General features: G+C 59.8%; 21 protein-coding genes. 12 read left to right on the plus strand and 9 right to left on the minus strand.

Translation table 11 applies throughout. The features are described from left to right. Nucleotides 1–37 precede the first annotated feature (37 nt). The 9 genes from ACLEXF_RS00305 to ACLEXF_RS00345 all read left to right on the plus strand — a co-directional run bounded on the left by ACLEXF_RS00305 (nt 38) and on the right by ACLEXF_RS00345 (nt 9,310). On the plus strand, nt 38–169 hold the full coding sequence (locus ACLEXF_RS00305; RefSeq protein WP_004140630.1) for a hypothetical protein: 132 nt from the start codon (nt 38–40) through the stop codon (nt 167–169). A gap of 133 nt (nt 170–302) precedes the next feature. Then, the gene (gene lolC / locus ACLEXF_RS00310; protein ID WP_004204582.1) at nt 303–1,502 is read left to right on the plus strand and encodes a lipoprotein-releasing ABC transporter permease subunit LolC; all 1,200 of its coding nucleotides are present in this window, start codon (nt 303–305) and stop codon (nt 1,500–1,502) included. After that, nucleotides 1,495–2,196: a lipoprotein-releasing ABC transporter ATP-binding protein LolD gene (lolD, locus tag ACLEXF_RS00315; protein ID WP_004204584.1), complete on the plus strand. Its 702-nt coding sequence runs from the start codon at nt 1,495–1,497 to the stop codon at nt 2,194–2,196. Before lolC ends, lolD begins: the two co-directional genes overlap by 8 nt. Beyond that, nucleotides 2,196–3,440, plus strand: coding sequence for a lipoprotein-releasing ABC transporter permease subunit LolE (gene lolE, locus ACLEXF_RS00320; RefSeq protein WP_008806005.1), 1,245 nt, complete (start codon nt 2,196–2,198; stop codon nt 3,438–3,440). Before lolD ends, lolE begins: the two co-directional genes overlap by 1 nt. Before the next feature lie 48 nt (nt 3,441–3,488). Continuing rightward, nucleotides 3,489–4,400, plus strand: coding sequence for an N-acetylglucosamine kinase (nagK, locus tag ACLEXF_RS00325; RefSeq protein ID WP_043519499.1), 912 nt, complete (start codon nt 3,489–3,491; stop codon nt 4,398–4,400). 14 nt (nt 4,401–4,414) lie between these two features. Then, a complete protein-coding gene (gene cobB / locus ACLEXF_RS00330; RefSeq protein ID WP_043519498.1) occupies nt 4,415–5,245 on the plus strand; it encodes a Sir2 family NAD+-dependent deacetylase in 831 nt (276 codons plus the stop codon). A 90-nt stretch (nt 5,246–5,335) separates the two neighbouring features. Then, nucleotides 5,336–5,680: a hypothetical protein gene (locus tag ACLEXF_RS00335; RefSeq protein ID WP_023317922.1), complete on the plus strand. Its 345-nt coding sequence runs from the start codon at nt 5,336–5,338 to the stop codon at nt 5,678–5,680. Nucleotides 5,681–5,960: 280 nt separating this feature from the next. After that, nucleotides 5,961–7,589: a long-chain fatty acid--CoA ligase gene (locus ACLEXF_RS00340; protein ID WP_407259854.1), complete on the plus strand. Its 1,629-nt coding sequence runs from the start codon at nt 5,961–5,963 to the stop codon at nt 7,587–7,589. Continuing rightward, nucleotides 7,586–9,310 (plus strand): aldehyde dehydrogenase family protein, encoded by a 1,725-nt coding sequence (locus tag ACLEXF_RS00345; RefSeq protein ID WP_205426010.1) that lies wholly within the window; start codon nt 7,586–7,588, stop codon nt 9,308–9,310. The genes ACLEXF_RS00340 and ACLEXF_RS00345 overlap by 4 nt, the downstream gene beginning before the upstream one ends. A gap of 46 nt (nt 9,311–9,356) precedes the next feature. On the opposite strand, the gene potD is transcribed toward ACLEXF_RS00345, so the two are convergent. From potD to potA, 4 genes are read right to left on the minus strand one after another with little or no spacing between them, the layout of a single operon-like run. Continuing rightward, the gene (gene potD, locus ACLEXF_RS00350; protein WP_004206631.1) at nt 9,357–10,403 is read right to left on the minus strand and encodes a spermidine/putrescine ABC transporter substrate-binding protein PotD; all 1,047 of its coding nucleotides are present in this window, start codon (nt 10,401–10,403) and stop codon (nt 9,357–9,359) included. After that, entirely contained in the window at nt 10,400–11,185 is a 786-nt protein-coding gene (gene potC / locus ACLEXF_RS00355) for a spermidine/putrescine ABC transporter permease PotC (RefSeq protein WP_004150813.1), read from the minus strand. Before potC ends, potD begins: the two co-directional genes overlap by 4 nt. Then, the gene (gene potB, locus ACLEXF_RS00360; RefSeq protein ID WP_048323692.1) at nt 11,182–12,039 is read right to left on the minus strand and encodes a spermidine/putrescine ABC transporter permease PotB; all 858 of its coding nucleotides are present in this window, start codon (nt 12,037–12,039) and stop codon (nt 11,182–11,184) included. Before potB ends, potC begins: the two co-directional genes overlap by 4 nt. Beyond that, the gene (potA, locus tag ACLEXF_RS00365) at nt 12,023–13,159 is read right to left on the minus strand and encodes a spermidine/putrescine ABC transporter ATP-binding protein PotA (RefSeq protein WP_004150811.1); all 1,137 of its coding nucleotides are present in this window, start codon (nt 13,157–13,159) and stop codon (nt 12,023–12,025) included. Before potA ends, potB begins: the two co-directional genes overlap by 17 nt. 257 nt (nt 13,160–13,416) lie before the next feature. Here potA and pepT point away from each other — a divergent pair, with 257 nt between their 5' ends. Further along, a complete protein-coding gene (gene pepT, locus ACLEXF_RS00370; RefSeq protein ID WP_004206633.1) occupies nt 13,417–14,649 on the plus strand; it encodes a peptidase T in 1,233 nt (410 codons plus the stop codon). A 139-nt stretch (nt 14,650–14,788) separates the two neighbouring features. Here pepT and ACLEXF_RS00375 read toward each other — a convergent pair whose 3' ends face one another. The 3 genes from ACLEXF_RS00375 to phoP form a co-directional block, all read right to left on the minus strand. Then, entirely contained in the window at nt 14,789–15,910 is a 1,122-nt protein-coding gene (locus ACLEXF_RS00375) for a cupin domain-containing protein (protein WP_004206634.1), read from the minus strand. 85 nt (nt 15,911–15,995) lie between these two features. Continuing rightward, entirely contained in the window at nt 15,996–17,462 is a 1,467-nt protein-coding gene (gene phoQ / locus ACLEXF_RS00380) for a two-component system sensor histidine kinase PhoQ (protein ID WP_004206635.1), read from the minus strand. After that, entirely contained in the window at nt 17,462–18,133 is a 672-nt protein-coding gene (phoP, locus tag ACLEXF_RS00385; RefSeq protein WP_004206636.1) for a two-component system response regulator PhoP, read from the minus strand. The genes phoQ and phoP overlap by 1 nt, the downstream gene beginning before the upstream one ends. A 282-nt stretch (nt 18,134–18,415) precedes the next feature. Between phoP and ACLEXF_RS00390 the strand changes: the two genes are divergently transcribed. Then, nucleotides 18,416–19,222, plus strand: a complete 807-nt coding sequence (locus tag ACLEXF_RS00390) for an AraC family transcriptional regulator (RefSeq protein ID WP_004206637.1) — start codon at nt 18,416–18,418, stop codon at nt 19,220–19,222. An 83-nt stretch (nt 19,223–19,305) separates the two neighbouring features. Then, nucleotides 19,306–19,668, plus strand: coding sequence for a cupin domain-containing protein (locus tag ACLEXF_RS00395; protein ID WP_004206638.1), 363 nt, complete (start codon nt 19,306–19,308; stop codon nt 19,666–19,668). A 54-nt stretch (nt 19,669–19,722) separates the two neighbouring features. Here the strand turns inward: ACLEXF_RS00395 and purB are convergent, their stop codons facing one another. Continuing rightward, entirely contained in the window at nt 19,723–21,093 is a 1,371-nt protein-coding gene (purB, locus tag ACLEXF_RS00400) for an adenylosuccinate lyase (RefSeq protein ID WP_004150804.1), read from the minus strand. Between the two features lie 3 nt (nt 21,094–21,096). Next, nucleotides 21,097–21,738: a high frequency lysogenization protein HflD gene (gene hflD / locus ACLEXF_RS00405; protein WP_004140557.1), complete on the minus strand. Its 642-nt coding sequence runs from the start codon at nt 21,736–21,738 to the stop codon at nt 21,097–21,099. Nucleotides 21,739–21,777 lie beyond the last annotated feature (39 nt).

Genomic DNA, 21,777 nt, shown 5'->3' on the forward strand with positions numbered 1-21,777 from the left:
ACGGTTTCATGGTCTCTTAGGGATTCGCTCTGCCGATATGGAGGGCAACTCGCTGATATTCAATAGTGAGATTATCCGCGATTGGTCTGGATTCGCCAACCCGAATTGCCATCGCGTGTTGGGTGAAGAAAGGTCAGCGCTGTCGATAAGCGTAAAGATAAATAAGTAAGTACTTATCTATCCGTTTGTATTTGCTTGGGTTTTAGGATTTTTGCTAATAAAGTCGTCAGGTATCAGTCATTTACGCTGCCCCTAATCGCTTATATACTCGGGAATCGGCTATCAGCAACCAGATGGATGACATGTATCAACCTGCCGCACTCTTTATCGGCCTGCGCTATATGCGTGGGCGAGCAGCCGACCGCTTCGGTCGCTTCGTCTCCTGGCTTTCCACCATCGGTATTACCCTCGGCGTCATGGCGCTGGTGACGGTCCTGTCGGTGATGAACGGCTTTGAACGCGAGCTGCAAAACAACATCCTGGGGCTGATGCCCCAGGCCATACTTAGCGCCAAACAGGGTTCGGTGAATCCCCAACAGCTGCCGGAGCGCGAGGCGAAACTCCAGGGCGTAACCCGGGTGGCGCCGATCACCACCGGCGACGTGGTGCTGCAGAGCGCGCGCAGCGTGGCGGTTGGGGTCATGCTGGGCATCGACCCGGCGCAGAACGATCCCCTGACCCCGTATCTGGTGAACGTCAAACAGAGCGATCTGCAGGCGGGTAAATATAACGTTATTCTCGGCGAGCAGCTGGCGGGTCAGCTGGGGGTTAATCGCGGCGATAAAATTCGCCTGATGGTTCCTTCCGCCAGCCAGTTTACGCCGATGGGCCGCGTGCCGAGCCAGCGCCTGTTTACGGTCATCGGCACCTTCGCTGCCAACAGCGAAGTCGATGGTTATCAGATGCTGACCAACATCGACGACGCTTCCCGTTTGATGCGCTATCCGCTGGGGAATATCACCGGCTGGCGCCTGTGGCTGGATAAACCGCTGCAAGTGGATACCCTCAGCCAGCAGACGCTGCCGCCGGGCACCCAGTGGCAGGACTGGCGCGAGCGCAAGGGTGAACTGTTCCAGGCGGTGCGCATGGAGAAAAATATGATGGGCCTGCTGCTCAGCCTGATCGTCGCCGTCGCGGCCTTCAACATTATTACCTCGCTGGGGATGATGGTGATGGAGAAGCAGGGCGAAGTGGCGATCCTGCAGACCCAGGGGCTGACGCCGCGGCAGATTATGGCCGTCTTCATGGTGCAGGGCGCCAGCGCAGGGATCGTCGGCGCGCTGCTGGGAGCGGTGCTTGGTGCGCTGCTGGCCAGCCAGTTGAATAATTTAATGCCGATCATCGGCGCCTTCCTTGACGGCGCGGCGCTGCCGGTGGCGATTGAGCCGCTGCAGGTCGTCGTTATCGCCCTGGTGGCGATGGCGCTGGCATTGTTGTCTACGTTGTACCCTTCCTGGCGCGCTGCCGCCACTCAACCCGCTGAGGCTTTACGTTATGAATAAGATCCTGCTGCAATGCGACAACCTGTGCAAACGCTATCAGGAAGGCAATGTGCAAACCGATGTCCTGCACAATGTCAGCTTCAGCATTGATGAAGGCGAGATGATGGCCATCGTCGGTACCTCCGGCTCCGGCAAAAGTACCCTGCTGCATCTGCTGGGCGGCCTCGATACCCCCACCTCTGGCGACGTGATTTTCTCCGGCCAGCCGATGAGCAAGCTCTCCACCGCCGCGCGCGCCGACCTGCGTAACCGCGAGCTGGGCTTTATCTATCAGTTCCACCATCTGCTGCCGGACTTTAGCGCACTGGAAAACGTGGCGATGCCGCTGCTGATTGGCAAAAAGAAGCCGGCGGACATTGAACGCCAGGCGAAAGCGATGCTGCAGGCGGTCGGGCTTGAACACCGCAGCCATCACCGTCCGTCGGAACTCTCCGGTGGCGAACGCCAGCGGGTGGCGATTGCCCGCGCGCTGGTGAACAAACCGCGACTGGTATTGGCGGATGAGCCGACCGGTAACCTCGACGCTCGCAACGCCGACAGCATCTTCCAGCTGCTGGGCGAACTGAACCTCGCGCAGCGCACCGCGTTTCTGGTGGTGACCCACGACCTGCAGCTGGCGAAGCGGATGAGCCGCCAGCTGGAGATGCGCGATGGCCGCCTGACCGCCGACCTGACCCTGATGGGGGCCGAGTAATGGCCTCTCCGTTATCGTTACTGATTGCATTGCGTTTCAGCCGCGGCCGGCGGCGCGGCGGCATGGTGTCGCTGATCTCGGTGATCTCCACCATCGGTATTGCGCTGGGGGTGGCAGTGCTGATCGTCGGCCTCAGCGCGATGAACGGCTTTGAGCGCGAGCTGAATAACCGCGTGCTGGCGGTGGTGCCGCACGGTGAAATCGAACCCGTGAACCAGCCGTGGAATAACTGGCAGGAGGCGCTGGCTAAGGTGCAGAAAGTGAAGGGGATAGTCGCCGCGGCGCCCTATATTAACTTCACCGGCCTGGTGGAAAGCGGCAGCAATATGCGCGCCATCCAGGTGAAAGGGGTCGACCCGCAGCAGGAAACCCGGCTCAGCGCGCTGCCCACCTTTGTGCAGAATAACGCGTGGGCCGGCTTCAAGGCCGGTGAACAGCAGGTGATTCTGGGTAAAGGCGTCGCTGATGCGCTGCACGTGAAGCAGGGAGACTGGGTGTCGATCATGATCCCTAACGCCGACGCCGACCATCAGCTGCTGCAGCCGAAACGCGTCAGGCTGCATGTGACCGGTATTTTGCAGCTGAGCGGCCAGCTCGATCATAGTTTTGCCATGATCCCGATGCAGGATGCGCAGCAGTACCTGGAGATGGGCGGCAGCGTGACCGGTATCGCCATCAAGGTCACGGACGTTTTCCATGCTAACAAGCTGGTGCGCGACGCCGGCGAGGTGACCAACAGCTACGTCTATATCAAGAGCTGGATCGGCACCTACGGCTATATGTATCGCGATATCCAGATGATCCGCGCCATTATGTACCTGGCAATGGTGCTGGTGATCGGCGTGGCTTGCTTTAACATCGTCTCGACGCTGGTGATGGCGGTCAAAGACAAGAGCGGCGATATTGCGGTGCTGCGCACGCTTGGCGCAAAAGACGGCTTAATTCGCGCGATTTTCGTGTGGTATGGTTTATTAGCCGGATCGGTAGGCAGCCTGTTTGGGGTGGTGATCGGCGTGATCTGCGCGTTGAACCTGACGTCAATCATCAACGGCATCGAATACCTGATTGGGCATAAATTCCTCTCCGGCGACATCTATTTTATTGACTTCCTGCCGTCAGAACTGCACTGGCTGGACGTCTTTTATGTGCTGGTGACAGCACTGTTGCTGAGTTTGCTGGCCAGCTGGTATCCCGCCCGCCGCGCCAGCCGTATCGACCCGGCGAGGGTGCTGAGTGGCCAGTAATTTATCGTCATCGTCGGCCTGGCTGACGACACAAGAGGAATTGCTGAAATGTACTATGGATTTGACATTGGCGGCAGCAAGATAGCACTGGGCGTATTTAATCAGGAGCGGCGGCTGCAGTGGGAAAAACGCGTCGCCACGCCGAAAAGCAGTTATGAGGATTTTCTCCAGGCGGTAGAGGCGCTGGTCCGCGAGGCCGATGAGCGCTTCGACCAGCAGGGGTCGGTTGGGATCGGTATCCCGGGGATGCCGGAAACGGCGGACGGCACGCTGTATGCCGCTAACGTGCCTGCCGCCAGCGGCCGGCCGCTGCGCGCCGACCTCAGCGCGCGGCTGGGGCGCGATGTGCGCCTCGATAATGACGCCAACTGCTTCGCGCTGTCGGAAGCGTGGGACGATGAGTTTACGCAATACCCGCTGGTGATGGGGCTGATCCTCGGCACCGGCGTGGGCGGCGGCCTGGTGTTGAACGGTAAATCGATTACCGGACATAACTATATCACCGGCGAGTTTGGTCATATTCGTCTGCCGGTGGATGCCCTGGAGGTGGTCGGGCGTGATTTTCCGCTGCTTCGCTGCGGCTGCGGCCAGCTGGGCTGCATTGAAAATTATCTCTCCGGCCGCGGTTTTGCCTGGCTGTATGAACATTTTTATCAGCAACCGCTCACCTCGCCGGAGATTGTGGCGCAGTGGCAGCAGCACGATCCGCGCGCCCAGGCGCACGTAGAGCGCTATCTCGATCTGCTGGCGGTGTGTCTGGGGAATATACTGACCATTGTCGACCCGGATTTGCTGGTGCTCGGCGGTGGATTATCTAACTTTACGGCCATTAGCGAAGGGCTGGCGCAGCGATTGCCGCGCCATCTTCTGCCGGTCGCCAGAGTACCGCGCATTGAGCGCGCGCGCCATGGCGATGCCGGGGGAATGCGCGGTGCGGCCTTCCTTCATCTGACCCATTAATCACAGAGGTAGCTATGCAGTCGCGCCGTTTACATCGATTGAGCCGTTTTCGTCGCAATAAACGTCAGTTGCGTGACCGTCTGCGTCAGCGGATTTTCTTTAGGGAGGACAGGATGAAGCCTGAAGCGATGGCCAAACCGAGAGTGGTGGTGTTAACCGGCGCGGGCATATCGGCGGAGTCGGGGATCAAAACTTTCCGCGCGGCCGATGGCCTGTGGGAAGAGCATCGGGTGGAAGATGTGGCGACGCCGGAAGGCTTCGCCCGCGACCCGGCGCTGGTGCAGGCGTTCTACAACGCCCGCCGTCGTCAGCTGCAGAGTCCGGAGATCGCGCCGAACTCGGCGCATCTGGCGCTGGCGCGTCTGGAGGATCTGCTGGGCGACCATTTTCTGCTGGTCACCCAGAATATCGATAATCTGCACGAACGCGCCGGCAACCGCCGGGTGATCCATATGCACGGCGAGCTGCTGAAGGTGCGCTGTTCGTGGAGTGGCCAGGTGCTGGAGTGGACCGGCGACGTCACCGCAGAGGATAAGTGCCACTGCTGCCAGTTCCCGGCGGCGCTGCGTCCCCACGTGGTCTGGTTTGGCGAAATGCCGCTGGGGATGGACGAGATCTACAGCGCGCTGGCCGAAGCGGATATCTTTATCGCCATCGGCACCTCCGGCCACGTTTATCCGGCGGCCGGCTTTGTGCACGAGGCGCGGCTGCACGGCGCCCACACCGTTGAACTGAACCTGGAGCCCAGCCAGGTGGGCAGCGAGTTTGCCGAAAAGCACTACGGACTGGCGAGCGAAGTGGTGCCCGCCTTTATCGATAAGCTGCTACAGGAAAACGCGCTGTAAACTGAAGCAGCCTGCCGGGGACGAGGGCGACGCCCGCCGCCTCCGGCAACGCTGCTGACAAGGATGATACGTCATGACAGGAGTCAGACCATGCATAATCCCCTGGTCATTGAATCGATCGCCTTGATCGCGGCCATTCTCGTTGGCGTCTGGAGCCAGCGTGCTTTACCGCTACACGCCGACAGCCGACCGATCCTCTTCCTGCTGTGTCTGTTCGTCGGCACCGGCAGCGCATTGTGCCTGCTGCTGGATGGTTTAGCCCTGTTGCTAACCGGCCAGATAGCGACCGGCGGTGTGCGAATATACGGCCCGTTGCTGCTGCTGGTGGCGCTGTGGAAACCCCTCAACGGGGTTGTCGGCATCATGGAGGGGGTTTTGCAGCGGCGAGCCGCAAAAGGGAAGGGTAAAGGCCAGCGCGACGGCGGACGACGCTGATTCGCTTCCCCCTGAGACGCGCATAACTTTCTCCTTGCTACCGTCAGCCCCCGGCGGTCGCTCTGACGATATCGCCCGGACCGGCGCCGGGCAATGACCTCCATCCTGTCATTCTCGGCTTCTCCTTTCTGAGCGATTTCCTACTCTATTTTGTGCGTGACCGCTGATTTCTGTACGTTTTTTTGTGCAGACCGGCAAATGTAGACCAGATTCAATAGGCGCCCGCGCGATCGCGCCGCACCCCTCAATTCCGCCGGAAGTCTGCAAAGGAGACCCCGCCATGCCGTCACCGATGATTTATCAGGATCTCACCACCACCGCGCTGCTCAGCCATGCGGCGCAATACCACAGCGAGACCGAGATCGTCTCGGTGAGCGCTGGCGGTGAGAAGGAGCGCAGCAGCTGGGGGGAGGTGGCCTGCCGCGCTCAGCGGCTGGCCTCGGCGCTGGCATCATTGGGGCTGCCACCGGGCGCCCGCTGCGCCACCCTCGCATGGAACAACCGCCGCCATCTGGAGATCTATTTTGCCGTCGCCTCCGGCGGCTGGGTGACGCATACCGTCAATCCGCGGCTGTCGGTTGACCATCTGCGGTATATCCTCAACGACGCTGCCGATGAAGTGCTGTTTTTTGACCAGACCTTTTTGCCGCTGGTAGCGCAGCTGCTGCCGCAGCTGCCGACGGTGAAACACGTCGTGCTGATGGAGTCCCGCAGCGAAGCGGCGCTCAGCCAGCTGCCCTCATTGCTGTTTTATGACGATCTGTTGCAGCAGGGGATGGCAGACTATCGCTGGCCGCAGCTCAATGAACTGACTCCGGCTTCGCTCTGCTACACCTCGGGAACCACCGGCCGGCCGAAAGGGGTGTTGAATACCCATCGTTCGCTGGTCCTGCACGCCCTGAGCGGCAACCAGCCGGACGCCGCCGGCATATCGGCGAAGGATAGCCTGTTGCCGGTGGTGCCGATGTTCCATGTCAACGCGTGGGGGACGCCGTTTATCGCCGCCATGGTCGGCGCGCGGCTGGTGCTGCCGGGGCCGCACCTCGATGGCGACAGCCTGCTGCAGCTGCTGGCCGCCGAGAAGGTGACGGTGGGGTTTGGCGTGCCGGTGATCTGGGCCGGCTTGCTGGCGGCGATGCGCCGGACAGAGGTCCGGCTGCCTGAATTTAAACGTGCGCTGGTCGGCGGCTCCGCGCTGCCGCCGTCGATGGCCGAGGCCTTTCAGCGCGATTACGGCATTGCGCTGACCCACGCCTGGGGAATGACCGAAACATCGCCCATCGGCACCATCAACACACCGTTGAGCAAACATGACGCGCTCCCAGCACAGGAGCAGCAAAAGCAGCGCGCCGGTCAGGGGCGGCCCATTTTCGGCATCGAACTGCAGGTGGTGGACGTGGATGGCGAACCGTTGCCCCGGGATGGTCAAAGCCAGGGGTATCTGCAGGTCAGAGGGCACTGGGTGGTAGAGCAATACTATGGTCAGGACGCGAGCGCCCTGACCGCGGCAGGCTGGTTTGATACCGGTGATATCGGTACGCTCGACGCCAATGGTTATCTGGTGATCAGCGATCGGGCAAAGGATATTATCAAGTCCGGTGGCGAGTGGATCTCCACCGTTGAGCTGGAGAATATCGCCATCGCGCATCCGGGGGTGCGCAGCGCAGCGGCCATCGCCGCCCGCCACCCGCGCTGGGACGAACGGCCGGTGCTGCTGTGCGTCCGCGCGGAAGGGGGGGAAGTGGAGGAGAGCGATCTGCTGGCCTGGTTTGAGAAACGGGTGCCTAAATGGCAGATCCCGGACCGGGTGATATTTGTCGATGCGCTGCCGGTCAGCGCCACGGGTAAGGTGCTTAAAAACCAGCTGCGCCAGGCCTACGGGGAAATTTTAATGAGTGAGGGACAATGAGCCACGCGCGACCCGGTCTGACGACCTGCTCTCAGTATGACGCAGCGCTGCACGCCTTGTCGGCGGCGCGCCAGCGCTGGGCGGAAACCTCAGTGAACCGTCGTCTGGCGCTCCTGCGCCAGATCAAGGATGCCCTGGCCAGCATAGCGCCGGCGTGGGTGGAGGCGGCGGCGAGGGCTAAAGGGCTGCCGCCGGGGGATCCGCTGACGGGCGAAGAATGGCTGGCGGGCCCCTGCGCGCTAATGGTCGGCTGCAACGGGCTTATCACCACCCTGGAGCAACTGGAGGAGAAAACCTTTCTGCGGCGGATCCCGCTGAGGACGCTGGCGGACGGCCGGCTGGCGCTGCGGGTGGTGCCCGGCACGCTCTGGGATCGGTTGCTGCTCTCCGGTATTCGCGCTGAAATTTGGATGCAGCCGGGAGTCACCCGGGCCAATCTCGATCGCTGCGCGGCAGCCGCATACGACATCCCGCCGGCCGCGCGGCAGGGCAAGCTGGCGCTGGTGCTCGGCGCCGGAAATGTGGCCTCTATCGCGCCGCTGGACGTGTTACACAAGCTGTTTATTGAAAATCAGGTCTGCCTGCTGAAGCTCAATCCGGTGAATGATTATCTGCACGATCTGCTGGCTCAGGCCCTGGCGCCGCTGATCGCCATGGATGCGCTCCGCATCGTCACCGGCGACGCCCGGGCGGGGGCGTGGCTGACCACCCATCCCGCTGTCGATGAGATCCATATCACCGGATCGCGGGAGAGCCATGACGCCATCGTCTGGGGCGACGGTGAGGCCGCTCGCCAGCGTCGGGCCGCCGGGATGCCGCTGAACCCGCGCCGGGTGACCTCAGAGCTGGGCGGGGTCAGCCCCACCATTATCGTCCCCGGGCCATGGAGCGAGGCGGATATCGCTTTTCAGGCGCAGCAGCTGGCGACGCAGAAAATGAACAACGGCGGGTTTAACTGCGTGGCCAGCCAGGTGCTGATCCTGCAGCAGGGCTGGGAGCCGGCGTCGGCCCTGCTTAACCAGCTGTACCGGCTGATCGCCGCCAATACCCGCCAGGACTATTACCCCGGTGCGGAAAACCGGTTGACTAACTTTCGCCTGCGCGCCCGCCAGCCGCTGGAGATAGCGCGCGGCGATGCGCTGCCGTTGATTGTGGCGAACACCGAGGATGACCCCGACTTCTGCCAGCAGGAGGTCTTTGGTCCGGGGCTGTCGATCACCCGCCTTGAGGCCGACAGCGCGGAAAGCTTTCTGCGTCAGGCGATCGGCTATGCCAATCAGCGGCTGCAGGGCACGCTGGGGGCCAATATTGTGATCCACCCGCGCACCCGTAAAGCGATAGGGCGTAAGCGTTTTAACGCGCTGATCGCCGAGCTGCGCTACGGCACGGTGGCGATCAACTGCTGGAGCGGGGTAGCCTTCCTGTTAGCCCCTTGCCCGTGGGGGGCGTTCCCTGGCCATACGCTCGACGATATTCAGAGCGGGCGGGGCAAGGTGCATAACAGCTTTATGCTGGAGAAAACCGAGCGCACGGTGATTGAGGCGCCGTTTCGGCCGTTTCCGCGTAGTCTTTGGCATGGCGAACTGACGCTGATGCCCCTGCCGCCCTGGTTCATCACCCACCGGGGGCAGGAAGCGGTGGCGCAGCGGCTGGTGGATTTTTACCATCGGCCGCGCTGGCGCAAATTGCCGGCGCTCCTCTGGCGCGCGCTGCGGGGCTAAGGTGAGAGCAAAAAAAAGGGCGGAACCGCGGTTCCGCCCTGCGGGATTAACGGCCCGCTTTCAGCTTCTGGTAATACTCTTCATAAATGGCGCTGGCGCTGCCGACGTCATTCTGCCATTCGCCTTTCTCAATGGTTGCGGCGTCCGGATAGAGCGATTTATCGTTGGCCACTGCCGGGCTGAGCATCTTGCGCGCCGCAAGGTTCGGCGTCGGATAACCGATGGTTTCAGCGACCTGTTTGGCGACATCCGGGCGCAGCAGGAAGTTAATCAGCTTCAGCGCGCCGTCGACGTTTTTGGCGTTCGCCGGGATCGACAGGCTGTCCATCCAGAAGATGCCGCCCTCTTTCGGCCAGATCACTTCCAGCGGAGTACCTGCCTGGCGGGCGACGTAAGCCGAGCCGTTCCATACCATCCCGAGGTTCACTTCGCCTTCCATATACGGGTTCGCCGGGTTATCAGAGTTAAACGCTGCGACGTTGGGCATCAGCTTTTTCAGCTCGTTATAGGCGGCTTCAATCTCTTTCGGGTCGGTCGTGTTGCCGGAATAACCCAGCTTACGCAGCGCCATCTGGAACACTTCGCGCGCGTCGTCGGTCAGCAGCAGGCTGCTTTTGTATTCCGGTTTCCACAGGTCGGCCCAGCTGGTGACGGTTTTCGGATCGATAGCGTCGCTGTTAACGCCGATAGCCGTCGCCCCCCAGATGTAGGGGATGGAGTAGTCGTTATTCGGGTCGAACGGTTTGTTCAGCATCTGCGGATCGAGGTTGCTGAAGTTAGTCAGCTTGCTCTTATCGATCTTCTGCAGCATGCCTTCTTTGCGCATCTTGTCGACGAAGTAGGTCGACGGGACGACCAGATCGTACGCTCCGTCTTTATAGGTCTTGAGCTTGGCGTACATGGTTTCGTTCGACTCGTAGGTCGAGTAAATAACCTTGATGCCGGTCTCTTTGGTGAACTGCTCCAGCAGGCCCGGCGGCACATATTCGGTCCAGTTGTAGAAGTAGAGCGTTTTGCTGTCGTCCGCGTGGGCAGCGCTCATGCCGATTGCCAGAGCGCCCGCCGCGAGCAGGTGGCGTGACCATTTTTTCATTTTAACGTCCCCTGAGTTTTATCACGTGCAATTAACTGACTGGCGATAACCATCACCAGCGACAGAACCAACAGTATCGTTGCCAGGGCGTTCACCTCTGGCGAAACGCCGACCTTCACCATCGAATAGATCTTCAGCGGCAGGATTTCATACCCCGGACCGGTGACGAACGAGGAGACCACCACGTCATCCATCGACAGCGTGAAGCTCAGCAGCCACCCGGCGGCCACCGCCGGCAGGGCCAGCGGCAGGATGATTTTACGCAGGATGGTCATCTCGCTGGCGCCCAGATCTTTCGCCGCCTCCAGCATCCGCACGTCAAAGCCTTTCAGCCGGGAGTATACGGTGACCACCACAAACGGCAGGCAAAAGGTGATATGCGAAAACAGCAGCGACCAGAAGCCAAGCTGGACGCCAATCAGCATAAACAGCACCAGCAGGGAGATAGCCATGACAATATCTGGCGACATCATCACTACAAACAACATACCGCTAACGAACGGTTTGCCGCGAAAGCGATAGCGATACAGCGCCACGGCGGTCAGCGAGCCGATAAGGGTGGCGAAGGTCGCCGACAGCACCGCCATGGTCAGCGAGTGCTGGGCGGCCTGCAGCAGGCTGTCGTTGTTCATCAGCAGGCTATACCAGTCGGTGGTGAACCCCTGCCAGTTGATGCCGAAGCGCGACCGGTTAAACGAGTTAACGATCAGGATAATAATAGGGATGTAGAGATACGCGTAGATGGCGGTCATAAAGCCGCCGCGCAGCAGTCGACCGATCATTCCAGCTCCACCTTTTTATTCAGCAGGCGCGCCGCGCGCCAGTAAATCAACAGCATCAGGCCCATCACCAGGGTTAAGGTAATGCTGGTTGCCGCGCCGAACGGCCAGTCGCGAATATTGAGGAACTGGCTCTTGATCACGTTGCCGATCAGCAGGTTCTTGGCGCCGCCCATCAGGTCGGAAACGTAGAATAGCCCCATCGCCGGCAACATCACCAGCAGGCAGCCGGCGATGATCCCCGGCATGGTTAGCGGAATGATGATGCGGATAAACGTCTGCAGCTTGCTGGCGCCGAGATCTTTCGCCGCTTCCAGCAGCGGACGGTCCAGTTTCTCAATGCTGGAGTAAAGCGGCATCACCATAAACGGCAGCAGGATGTATACCAGGCCGATAATCACCGCCGACGGAGTGAACATAATGCGTATCGGCGTGTCGATCACTCCCAGCCACAGGAGAAACTCGTTAAGGTAGCCTTTGGTGCTGAGGAAAATCTTCAGCCCGTAGATGCGGATCAACGAGTTGGTCCAGAAGGGAACGATCAGCAGGAACAGCAGCAGGGGGCGCACCTTCTGCGGCAGCCGGGCGAGGAACCACGCAAACGGGTAGCCCAGCGCCAGGCAGGCGAGGGTCGCCAGCAGCGCCATGTTCAGCGAATGCAGCAGCACGTCGTAATAGAGCGGATCCAGCAGCCGCGAGTAGTTGTCCAGCGTGAAGACCAGCTTGACGAAGTTAGCGTCGTCGCGGGTCAGGAAGCTGGTGGCGATGATCATCAGGTTAGGCAGAAAGACAAACAGCACCAGCCAACCGACGATGGTGGCGATCACCACACTCTGGAATTTACTGGTGTTCTTCATCGGCCAGCACCACCTCCCAGCTTTCCACCCAATTGATAGACATTTTCTGATCAAGAGAGTGGTCGAAATCCGGGTCGTCTTCGTTAAAGAATTCGCTGACCATCACCATTTTGCCGTTTTCCAGCTCCACCACCGACTCGAGGGTCATGCCCTTATAGTTGCGCTCGCGGACATAGCCGATCAGGCCGTCGGCGTCGCTGTTGTGGTGGATCTCATCGACGCGCAGATCTTCCGGGCGCAGCAGGACATGCAGGCGCTGGCCGGCCTCCACCGCAAAATTGACGGTGATGTTGCATTCACGCCCTTCCACGCTGGCCCGCACGCGCTGTTCGTCGAGGCGTTCAATGACCGTGGCGTCGAAGATATTGATCTCGCCGATAAAGCTGGCGACGAACAGGTTTTTTGGCTCTTCGTAGATCTCGCGCGGGGTGCCGTCCTGCTCAATTTTGCCATCACGCATCACCACGATGCGATCGGACATGGTCAGGGCCTCTTCCTGGTCGTGAGTGACGAAGACGAAGGTGATGCCGAGCTTACGCTGCAGCGCTTTCAGTTCGTTCTGCATCTGCTTGCGCAGCTTGTAATCCAGCGCCGAAAGGGACTCATCGAGTAGCAGCAGGCGCGGTTTGTTGACCACCGCGCGGGCGATGGCCACGCGCTGCTGCTGGCCGCCGGAGAGCTGGTGCGGTTTGCGCTGGGCAAAGGCCTCCAGCTGCACCATCTTTAAGGCATCCATCACCCGTGGGGTGATTTCCGCCGCCGGGGTTTTCTGCATCCGCAGGCCAAAGGCGACGTTCTCGAACACCGTCATATGCGGAAACAGGGCGTAGCTTTGGAATACGGTATTAACGTGGCGGTTTTCCGCCGGAACATGAGTGATATCGTGATCTTCGAGATGGATCCGTCCGCTGTCGACGTTTTCCAGGCCGGCAATAAGGCGCAGAACGGTGGTTTTACCGCAGCCAGAGGGGCCAAGCAGGGTGAGAAACTCACCATTGTTGATGGTCAGGTTAAGGTTATCGATGACCGTTTTACCATCAAAGCTCTTGCGAATTCCCGCCAGATGCACCAGCGGCGAACGCGAACGCGGTTGTATATTCAATTTTTGACTCTGTCCCATGTAGACGCAACGGAAATTTCCGGCCGCTGCGGGGTTTGTGATTAACCACCTTTGGGGTTGCACGTTTTTAATAAGGGCCAGCATTCTACGGCAAACGAGGGTAATCGCCAATCCTTGATACGCCCGCATAGTCTACCTTTACACCATAACGTCGGTTCCGTTATTAAATTTCGCTTTACGGGCTAAAAATGACCTGACGCAATATTTGTCTTTTCTGGCTTATCAATAATGTTGTCACAAAAGAAGAGGGTGGCTACATGGATAAATTGCTTGAGCGTTTTTTGCAGTACGTTTCTTTGGACACGCAGTCGAAGCCTGGCGTTCGTCAGGTCCCCAGCACGGAAGGGCAGTGGAAGCTGTTACGCCTGTTGCAGGCGCAGCTGGAAGAAATGGGACTGGTCAAGGTAACGCTGAGTGAAAAAGGGACGGTAATGGGAACCCTGCCCGCCAACGTTGAGGGCGATATCCCGGCCATCGGCTTTATCTCTCACGTCGACACCTCCCCGGATTTCAGCGGCAAAAACGTTAACCCGCAGATTGTCGAAAACTATCGCGGCGGCGATATCGCGCTCGGCATTGGCGATGAGGTGCTCTCTCCGGTGATGTTCCCGGTTTTGCATCAGCTTTTGGGGCAGACGCTTATCACCACCGACGGGAAGACGCTGCTGGGGGCGGACGACAAGGCCGGCATCGCCGAAATCATGACCGCGCTGGCGACCCTGCAGGCGAAAAACATCCCCCACGGCGATATCCGCGTGGCCTTCACCCCCGATGAAGAGGTGGGAAAAGGGGCGAAGCATTTCGACGTCGAGGCCTTTGACGCCCGCTGGGCCTACACCGTAGATGGCGGCGGGGTCGGCGAACTGGAGTTTGAAAATTTCAATGCCGCCTCGGTGACCATTAAGATCGTCGGCAACAACGTGCACCCCGGCACCGCGAAAGGGGTGATGGTCAACGCGCTGTCGCTGGCCGCGCGCATTCATGCCGAAGTGCCGGCCGACGAGGCGCCGGAGACCACAGAAGGCTATGAAGGCTTTTATCACCTCACCAGCATCAAAGGCAGCGTCGATCGGGCCGAGATGCACTACATCATCCGCGATTTTGACCGCAAGCACTTTGAGGCGCGCAAGCGCAAGATGATGGAGATCGCCAAAAAGGTGGGCAAGGGGCTACACCCGGACTGCTATATCGAGCTGGTGATCGAGGACAGTTATTACAACATGCATGAGCAGGTGATCGCCCACCCGCACGTGGTCGATATTGCCCGCCAGGCGATGGTGGACTGCGATATCGAACCGCAGATGAAACCGATCCGCGGCGGTACCGACGGCGCGCAGCTCTCGTTTATGGGACTGCCGTGCCCGAACCTGTTTACCGGCGGCTACAACTATCACGGCAAACATGAGTTTGTCACCCTGGAAGGGATGGAGAAAGCGGTGCAGGTGATCGTGCGTATCGCCGAGCTGACGGCGGCACGAACAGGGAAATAATCTTCGCAACCAGACCGGTCATTCTGCTTGTCGCATAAGATGCCGGATGGCGGCTTTGCCTTATCCGGCATACGGTCCAGCCGGTGACTTCAGAACCCGTAGGCCCGGCAAGCGCAGCGCCGCCGGGCAGGATGGAGACTCAGTCGCCAAAGAACCAGTAGCCGCTGTTGACCAGCGCCGCCAGCATGGCGAGGAAGGAAGGATCTTCCAGCGCATCGCCAAAATGGTCGGCGCGCAGCGTCAGGTGGGTAGCTAAGGCGTCCAGCGCCGGACGGTGCGGGGAGTTGATCTTCTCGCCATTGACGAACACCTCGCCGTCAATGCGCAGCACCCGCAGTCCGCCAAGGCGTTCCAGGGTATCGCCCTGCTGCAGGGCATCATAAATCTCGTCAGGCTGATACGGCGGCTCCGGCGGCGCGACGTCAAGTTCATGACGCGACTGGGTGATAAACTCGCCGAACCACTGCTTAAAGTGCTCCGGTTGGTTAATCAGCCCCAGCATCATCTCGCGCAGGCGGTCGAGTTCGGCCGGTAAAATATCCGCCGGATGGTCGCGCGACGGCACGTCCGGATCGGCGTAGCGCTGGCTGCCCAGTTCGCGCTGGAGAACGTAGTCGGCAAATCCGCTGAACAACTCGCGGGCATTCGGCGCGCGATAGCCGACCGAATAGTTGAGCGAGTTTTCCAGCGAATACCCCTCATGCGGGAATCCTGGCGGAATATAGAGAATATCCCCCGGCTCCATCTCTTCATCGATGATCGCCTCGAAGGGGTCAACCTGCAGCAGGTCCGGATGCGGGCAGTGCTGTTTCATCGGCACTTTTTCCCCGACGCGCCAGCGTCGACGGCCGGTGCCCTGAATGATAAACACATCATACTGATCCAGATGCGGGCCGACGCCGCCGCCCGGTACTGAGAAGGAGATCATCAGGTCGTCGATACGCCAGTCCGGCAGGGCGCGGAACGGGTGCATCAGCGCCGCAGACGGCTCATGCCAGTGGTTAACCGCCTGTACCAGCAGGGACCAGTTGTTTTCGCTCAGGTGATCGTAGCTTTCGAAGGGACCGTGACTGACCTGCCATTTTCCATCCTGATGGCTGACAAGGCGGCTATCGACCTCGCTCTCCATGGCCAGTCCAGCCAGTTCGTCCGGGCTCAGCGGGTCGATAAAATTGGCGAAGCCGCGCTTCAATACCACCGGCCGTTTTTGCCAGTAGCGTTCGATAAAGTCGGGCCAGTTAAGCGTTAATTGATAATCCATATTGATATTCCACTGCAGGTGTCTGACAGGGATTATAACGGATGCGGCGCCCCGGCGATGCAGGCGCCGTGAAAAAACTCAACGATTAACTCTCTTTATCTTCCATCAGCTGGCGGCCAAACACCACCTCCATGCAGGCGCCGCCGAGCAGGCTCTCGCCGGCGATGATCTCCCCGTCATATTGTTCGACGATTTCCCGGGCGACGGAGAGCCCCACCCCCTGGCCGGGACGCAGAGTATCCGCCCGCTGGCCGCGGTCGAAGACGGCGCGGCGCTGGCTCGGTGGGATCCCCGGCCCATCGTCTTCCACCAGGATGTGCAGATGGCTGTCGGTGGTCTGGCGCACGGAAACCTCCACGAACTCCAGGCAGTACTTACAGGCGTTATCGAGAACGTTGCCCATCACTTCCATAAAATCGTTCTGCTCGCCGACAAAACTGATCTCCGGCGAGATGTCGAGCGAGATATTGACCCCCTTGCGCTGATAGACCTTATTGAGGGCGGAGGTCAGGCTGTCGAGCAGCGGGGCGATCGGATGCAGCTCCCGGCTCAGCAGGGTGCCGCCGCTGCGCATGCTGGCGCGATGCAGATAGTAGCCAATTTGTTGCGAGATACGGCTGATCTGCTCCAGCATCACTGGCTCCGCCTCGTCGACGCTGATCTTCTCGCCGCGCAGCGAGCGCAACGTGCTCTGCATCACCGCCAGCGGCGTTTTCAGGCTGTGGGTGAGATCGGTGAGGGTGGTGCGGTATTTGTCATAGCGTTCACGCTCGCTGCGAACCAGCCGGTTAAGGTTGCTCACCAGTCGGGTCAGCTCGCGGGTGGTGTTGGGATTGAGCTTCTCGCGGTGATGTTCCTCCAGCTCGCGCACCTCTTTGGCCAGCGACTCGATGGGGCGCAGGCTCCACCAGGCGGCGACCCACAGCAGGGGGATCACCAGCAACAGGTTGGCGGCCAGCACGTAGATAAACCAGCTCCACACCATATAGCTGCGCTTGAGCTCCACCGGGATGGTGTCGACCACCACGATACTGAGCTGGGGCATTTTGCTGGTGGCTGGGTAGAAGTTGATCGCCACCGAGTGGGTCATCTCCGAATCGTCGCCCTGTTCGCGGATGGCGTCCAGCTGTTCCTGAACCTCATGGTTATTGCGCAACAGCATACTGCTGCTGTCGACATCGGCTTCAATTTCATGGAAGCCATTGCGTTTCAACCAATCCGGTTGAATGCGCTTCGTCAGCCAGGGGACATCGCGCTGCGCCCACAGTAGTTTGCCCTTCTCATCGTAAATAAGGGTCACCGTCGGGCTTTCCATATTCAGATTTTCCGGGATATCGACATCAATGGCGCCGTTCTCCCATTTGGCCAGCATATAAAAGAGATTGCTCTCGCCGCGTAGCAGACGGAAGGTGGTTTTATCGAAGCTGACGCTGTAGCCCACCAGCGCCACCATGCCATAGGCCAGGGAGAGCACCAGCACCACCCCGGCGGTCGCCAGCAGGAAGCGAACCCGTAATGACAGCGGGAAAATATGCCGCAACAGTCCCTTCATCAGCGCAGTTCGAATAGATAGCCCTGGCCGCGCACCGTGGTGATGACGTCCTGCGGGTATTCAGCCTGAATTTTCTTACGCAGCCGGCCCATCAGCACGTCGATGGTATGGCTTTCACGCAGTTCGGCATCCGGGTAAAGCTGGAGCATCAGGGAATCTTTACTGACCACTTTGCCGCGGTTGCGGATCAGGGTTTCCATAATCGTGTACTCAAAGGCCGTCAGCTTGATCGGCTGATCGTTCACCGACAGCTCGCGGCGGGAGAGGTCGACCTGAAACGGCGGCAGAGAGATCACCTGCGAGGCCAGGCCGCTGTTGCGGCGCAGCAGCGCCTGCATGCGAGCGGCAACCTCTTCAATATGGAAAGGCTTGGTGACGTAATCATCCGCCCCGGCGCTGAGCACTTCGACTTTATCCTGCCATCCTTCGCGGGCGGTCAGCACCAGCACCGGCAGCGACACGTCATGGCTGCGCCAGCGACGGATCAACGATAATCCATCTTCGTCCGGCAGGCCGAGATCGACGATGGCGATATCCGGGAGATGTTCGCCCAGATAGTAATCCGCTTCCTTGGCATCCTCTGCGGCATCGACCTGATGGCCCAGCTCCTGGAGCTGAACTTTGAGGTGGTGACGCAGCAGGGCATTATCCTCAACCACGAGTACGCGCATGGCTGTTCTCCCTTGCAATTTCGAAAGTAGTCTGACGTTTATTATATACGCAAAATATAAACAGCTGTTAAATAAAGCTTTTTATACAAACGGCGTGGAGCATCGCCGGGCAGGCCGGCGTTGAGCGGCGCCTTTTGCGCAGCGGGTATGGAACTCCTTCATTCTATGCGTAATTTCAGCAAACGCCCAGCGGCTGGGCGCGGCAGTGAGCGGGTTGGTGATGTTAATTTTTTGTGTAATAGTGCTCGAATCCTCCCTCAAGAACGCCGCAGGTTATTCATTATGTCTCAGCAGCAGAGCGCGGATTGGGTCAGGCTGGCGCAATCGCCCAGCCGCACGGAGCGCATCGAAGCCTTCTTCGGCGGCCACGGCTACGAGCCGCACCGGCATGATACCTACGCCATCGGCCAGACGATCGCCGGCGTGCAGAGCTTTCACTATCGCGGCGGGCTACAGCACAGTCTGCCCGGCGGGACGATGGTCCTTCACCCGGACGAAATACACGATGGCGAGGCGGGCACCGAGGCGGGGTTTCACTACCGCATGGTCTACATTGAGCCAGCGCTGATCCAGAAGATACTCGGCGGCAGGCCATTGCCGTTTATCCCCGGCGGCCTGTCGGCGGATCCACGGCTAGGTCGCGCCGTGCAGCCGCTGTTGAAAGCGGTCACGGATACCTTCGAGCCGCTGGAGGAAGAAGACGCCCTGTACGACCTGGCGCAGACCCTGGCCGTGGTCGGCGGGCAGCGTTCCCGTCGCCAGGCGTTTGATTATCAGGCGGCGGAGAGGGCTCGGGAGTATATCCATGCCTGTTTTATGCAGGATATGACCCTCGACACCTTGTCGCAGGTCAGCGGCCGGGACCGCTGGAGCCTGAGCCGTGATTTCAGAACGCTGTACGGCACCAGCCCGTGGCGCTACGTCATGATGCGCCGGCTCGATTTTTGTCGCCAGCGGATGCGCGCCGGGGAGCGTCTGGTGGATATTGCCGCTGACGCGGGCTTTGCCGACCAGAGCCACATGACGCGCCAGTTTATCAGCCGCTTTGGCCTCTCTCCGGGGCGCTGGCTGCGGGCGATCCGCGGCTAAGGCGGCGCAGGTTGCACAATCGTTCAAGCGTCAACGCGGCGAGGCGAACTATGCTGACTGCCTTTATCACAAGGAGACAGCCTATGTATCAACTCGTTAATCTTGCTCAGAAATTTTCCCTGTTCAGCGAACAATGGCAGCCCAAAGTGGTGGCCGAAATGAATGACTATCAGTTCAAGATCGTGCGCATCGCCGGCGACTTTATCTGGCACAGCCACCCGGAAACCGATGAGACACTGATGGTGGTGGAGGGGGTATTGCGCGTGGACTTTCGCGACGGACATGTGCTGGTGAAGGCCGGGGAGATGATCGTCGTGCCGCGCGGGGTGGAACATAAGACCTCGACGGAGACGGAAGCGAAGCTGATGCTGATTGAACCGCGCGGGGTGTTAAATACCGGCCACGAGGGCGGCGAGCGGACGGCGGTGAACGACGTTTGGATCTGATCGCTTTCCGGCGATAAAACGCCCCTCTTTCCGGCGGAAAGAGGGGCAGGGCGATTACTTCAGCTCGTCAACCATGGTGGTTGCCCGACCGATATAGTTGGCCGGGGTCATCGCTTTGAGACGCACTTTTTCCTCTTCCGGCAGGGCGAGGCTGTCAATAAACTGCTTCATCCCTTCCGCGTCCACGCGTTTGCCGCGGGTCAGCTCTTTCAGCTTCTCGTACGGTTTTTCGATACCGTAACGACGCATCACGGTCTGGATCGGCTCAGCCAGTACTTCCCAGTTGTGATCCAGTTCGTCCAGCAGGCGATCCTGGTTCAGCTCCAGCTTGCTGATCCCTTTGAGGGTGGACTGATAGGCGATCAGCGCATAGCCGATGCCCACGCCGAGGTTACGCAGGACGGTGGAGTCGGTCAGGTCGCGCTGCCAGCGGGAAACCGGCAGTTTGCTGGCCAGGTGCTGCATGACCGCATTGGCCAGGCCGAGGTTGCCTTCGGAGTTTTCGAAGTCAATCGGGTTCACCTTGTGCGGCATGGTGGAGGAGCCGATTTCCCCGGCGATGGTCTTCTGTTTGAAGTGGTTGAGCGCGATGTAGCCCCACACGTCGCGATCGAAGTCGATCAGAATGGTGTTAAAGCGCGCGATGCAGTCAAACAGCTCAGCGATATAGTCATGCGGCTCGATCTGCGTGGTGTACGGGTTCCACTGAATGCCCAGCGAAGTAACAAACTCTTCGCTGAACTGATGCCAGTCGACTTCCGGGTAAGCGGCGATGTGGGCGTTGTAGTTACCCACCGCGCCGTTGATTTTACCAAGGATTTCCACCTGGTTCAGCTGACGGTACTGGCGCTCCATACGGTAGGCGACGTTGGCCATCTCTTTACCCATGGTGGACGGTGTCGCTGGCTGGCCGTGGGTACGGGAGAGCAGCGGCACATCGCGGTACTGGGTCGCCAGATCTTTTACCGCGTCAATCAGTTTGCGCCAGTAAGGCAGAACCACTTCGTCGCGGGCGGTTTTCAGCATCAGCGCGTGGGAGAGGTTATTGATGTCTTCGGACGTACAGGCGAAGTGAATAAACTCCGACACGGCGTGCAGTTCGGCGATGTCAGCGACTTTCTCTTTCAGAAAGTACTCTACCGCTTTCACATCGTGATTAGTGGTGCGCTCGATGGTTTTGATGCGCTCGGCGTCTTCGACGCTGAAATCGGCAACGATTTTGTCAAGGAAACCGTTTGCGTCGGCAGCAAAAGCAGGAACTTCCTTGATCGCTGCGTGGGCGGCCAGTTTTTGCAGCCAACGTACTTCCACCTGAACGCGGAATTTCAGCAAACCGAATTCGCTGAAGATACCGCGCAGCGCGCTGACTTTATCGCCGTAGCGGCCGTCTACAGGGGAAACGGCGGTCAGTGAGGATAATTCCATAGATCACAACTCCGGGGTTAAATGAGCAAGAATTTGCTTTGCCTGGTTAACCAGACGATTACGGGAAAACATAAGCTGGAGACGTCCGCCGCCCACCTGATGCCAGAGCACCGCGGCGCGAATACCCGCAAGCAGCGCTGAGCGAACTTTCGCCTGCACCTGCGGGCTTTGCAGCACGGCAGGGGAGCCGGTCACCTGAATACGCGGGCCCAGCGGGCTTATCACATCGACATAGATGCCCGCCATGGCGCTGAGCAGCGTTTCGGACTGCAGGTCAAAGTGCTCCAGCTGACGGTGCAGGCCGGCGATGCGGTTGCCGAGCGTGTCCATCGCCCCTTTACTGGCGGCGAGCTTGCGCTCCAGCACCATCAGGCTCAGGGTATAGCGGGTGAGTTCCGCATTGAGGCCCTGACGGCTGCTGGTATTGAGCACCCCGAGCAGCGTTTCAAGGCCGAGGCGAAGATTGGCTTCACTGCCACCGAACACCGCCAGCGTCGACTCGGGATCGAGGTCGATGATGCTGTTCAGCGACACATGCAGGGCATCGCTGTCGCAATGTCCCTGATGCGCCAGTTGCTGAACCAGTCGCGCCGCCTGGCAAACGCCAGCCAGCGCCAGGGTGATGTCATAGTAATTCTTCGCCACACATACTCCTTGTCAGCCGCCGGGGCGGTTCGTCCCGGC

Origin of the sequence: Klebsiella pneumoniae complex sp. WS1778 (genome assembly GCF_049472055.1) — a bacterium.
Classification (GTDB): domain Bacteria; phylum Pseudomonadota; class Gammaproteobacteria; order Enterobacterales; family Enterobacteriaceae; genus Klebsiella; species Klebsiella quasipneumoniae.

Bases quoted from the DNA above. Each gene is read 5' to 3' on its own strand.
- ACLEXF_RS00305 (WP_004140630.1), top strand. From the start codon at position 38: ATGGAGGGCAACTCGCTGATATTCAATAGTGAGATTATCCGCGATTGG.
- lolC (WP_004204582.1), top strand. From the start codon at position 303: ATGTATCAACCTGCCGCACTCTTTATCGGCCTGCGCTATATGCGTGGG.
- lolD (WP_004204584.1), top strand. From the start codon at position 1,495: ATGAATAAGATCCTGCTGCAATGCGACAACCTGTGCAAACGCTATCAG.
- lolE (WP_008806005.1), top strand. From the start codon at position 2,196: ATGGCCTCTCCGTTATCGTTACTGATTGCATTGCGTTTCAGCCGCGGC.
- nagK (WP_043519499.1), top strand. From the start codon at position 3,489: ATGTACTATGGATTTGACATTGGCGGCAGCAAGATAGCACTGGGCGTA.
- cobB (WP_043519498.1), top strand. From the start codon at position 4,415: ATGCAGTCGCGCCGTTTACATCGATTGAGCCGTTTTCGTCGCAATAAA.
- ACLEXF_RS00335 (WP_023317922.1), top strand. From the start codon at position 5,336: ATGCATAATCCCCTGGTCATTGAATCGATCGCCTTGATCGCGGCCATT.
- ACLEXF_RS00340 (WP_407259854.1), top strand. From the start codon at position 5,961: ATGCCGTCACCGATGATTTATCAGGATCTCACCACCACCGCGCTGCTC.
- ACLEXF_RS00345 (WP_205426010.1), top strand. From the start codon at position 7,586: ATGAGCCACGCGCGACCCGGTCTGACGACCTGCTCTCAGTATGACGCA.
- potD (WP_004206631.1), bottom strand. From the start codon at position 10,403: ATGAAAAAATGGTCACGCCACCTGCTCGCGGCGGGCGCTCTGGCAATC.
- potC (WP_004150813.1), bottom strand. From the start codon at position 11,185: ATGATCGGTCGACTGCTGCGCGGCGGCTTTATGACCGCCATCTACGCG.
- potB (WP_048323692.1), bottom strand. From the start codon at position 12,039: ATGAAGAACACCAGTAAATTCCAGAGTGTGGTGATCGCCACCATCGTC.
- potA (WP_004150811.1), bottom strand. From the start codon at position 13,159: ATGGGACAGAGTCAAAAATTGAATATACAACCGCGTTCGCGTTCGCCG.
- pepT (WP_004206633.1), top strand. From the start codon at position 13,417: ATGGATAAATTGCTTGAGCGTTTTTTGCAGTACGTTTCTTTGGACACG.
- ACLEXF_RS00375 (WP_004206634.1), bottom strand. From the start codon at position 15,910: ATGGATTATCAATTAACGCTTAACTGGCCCGACTTTATCGAACGCTAC.
- phoQ (WP_004206635.1), bottom strand. From the start codon at position 17,462: ATGAAGGGACTGTTGCGGCATATTTTCCCGCTGTCATTACGGGTTCGC.
- phoP (WP_004206636.1), bottom strand. From the start codon at position 18,133: ATGCGCGTACTCGTGGTTGAGGATAATGCCCTGCTGCGTCACCACCTC.
- ACLEXF_RS00390 (WP_004206637.1), top strand. From the start codon at position 18,416: ATGTCTCAGCAGCAGAGCGCGGATTGGGTCAGGCTGGCGCAATCGCCC.
- ACLEXF_RS00395 (WP_004206638.1), top strand. From the start codon at position 19,306: ATGTATCAACTCGTTAATCTTGCTCAGAAATTTTCCCTGTTCAGCGAA.
- purB (WP_004150804.1), bottom strand. From the start codon at position 21,093: ATGGAATTATCCTCACTGACCGCCGTTTCCCCTGTAGACGGCCGCTAC.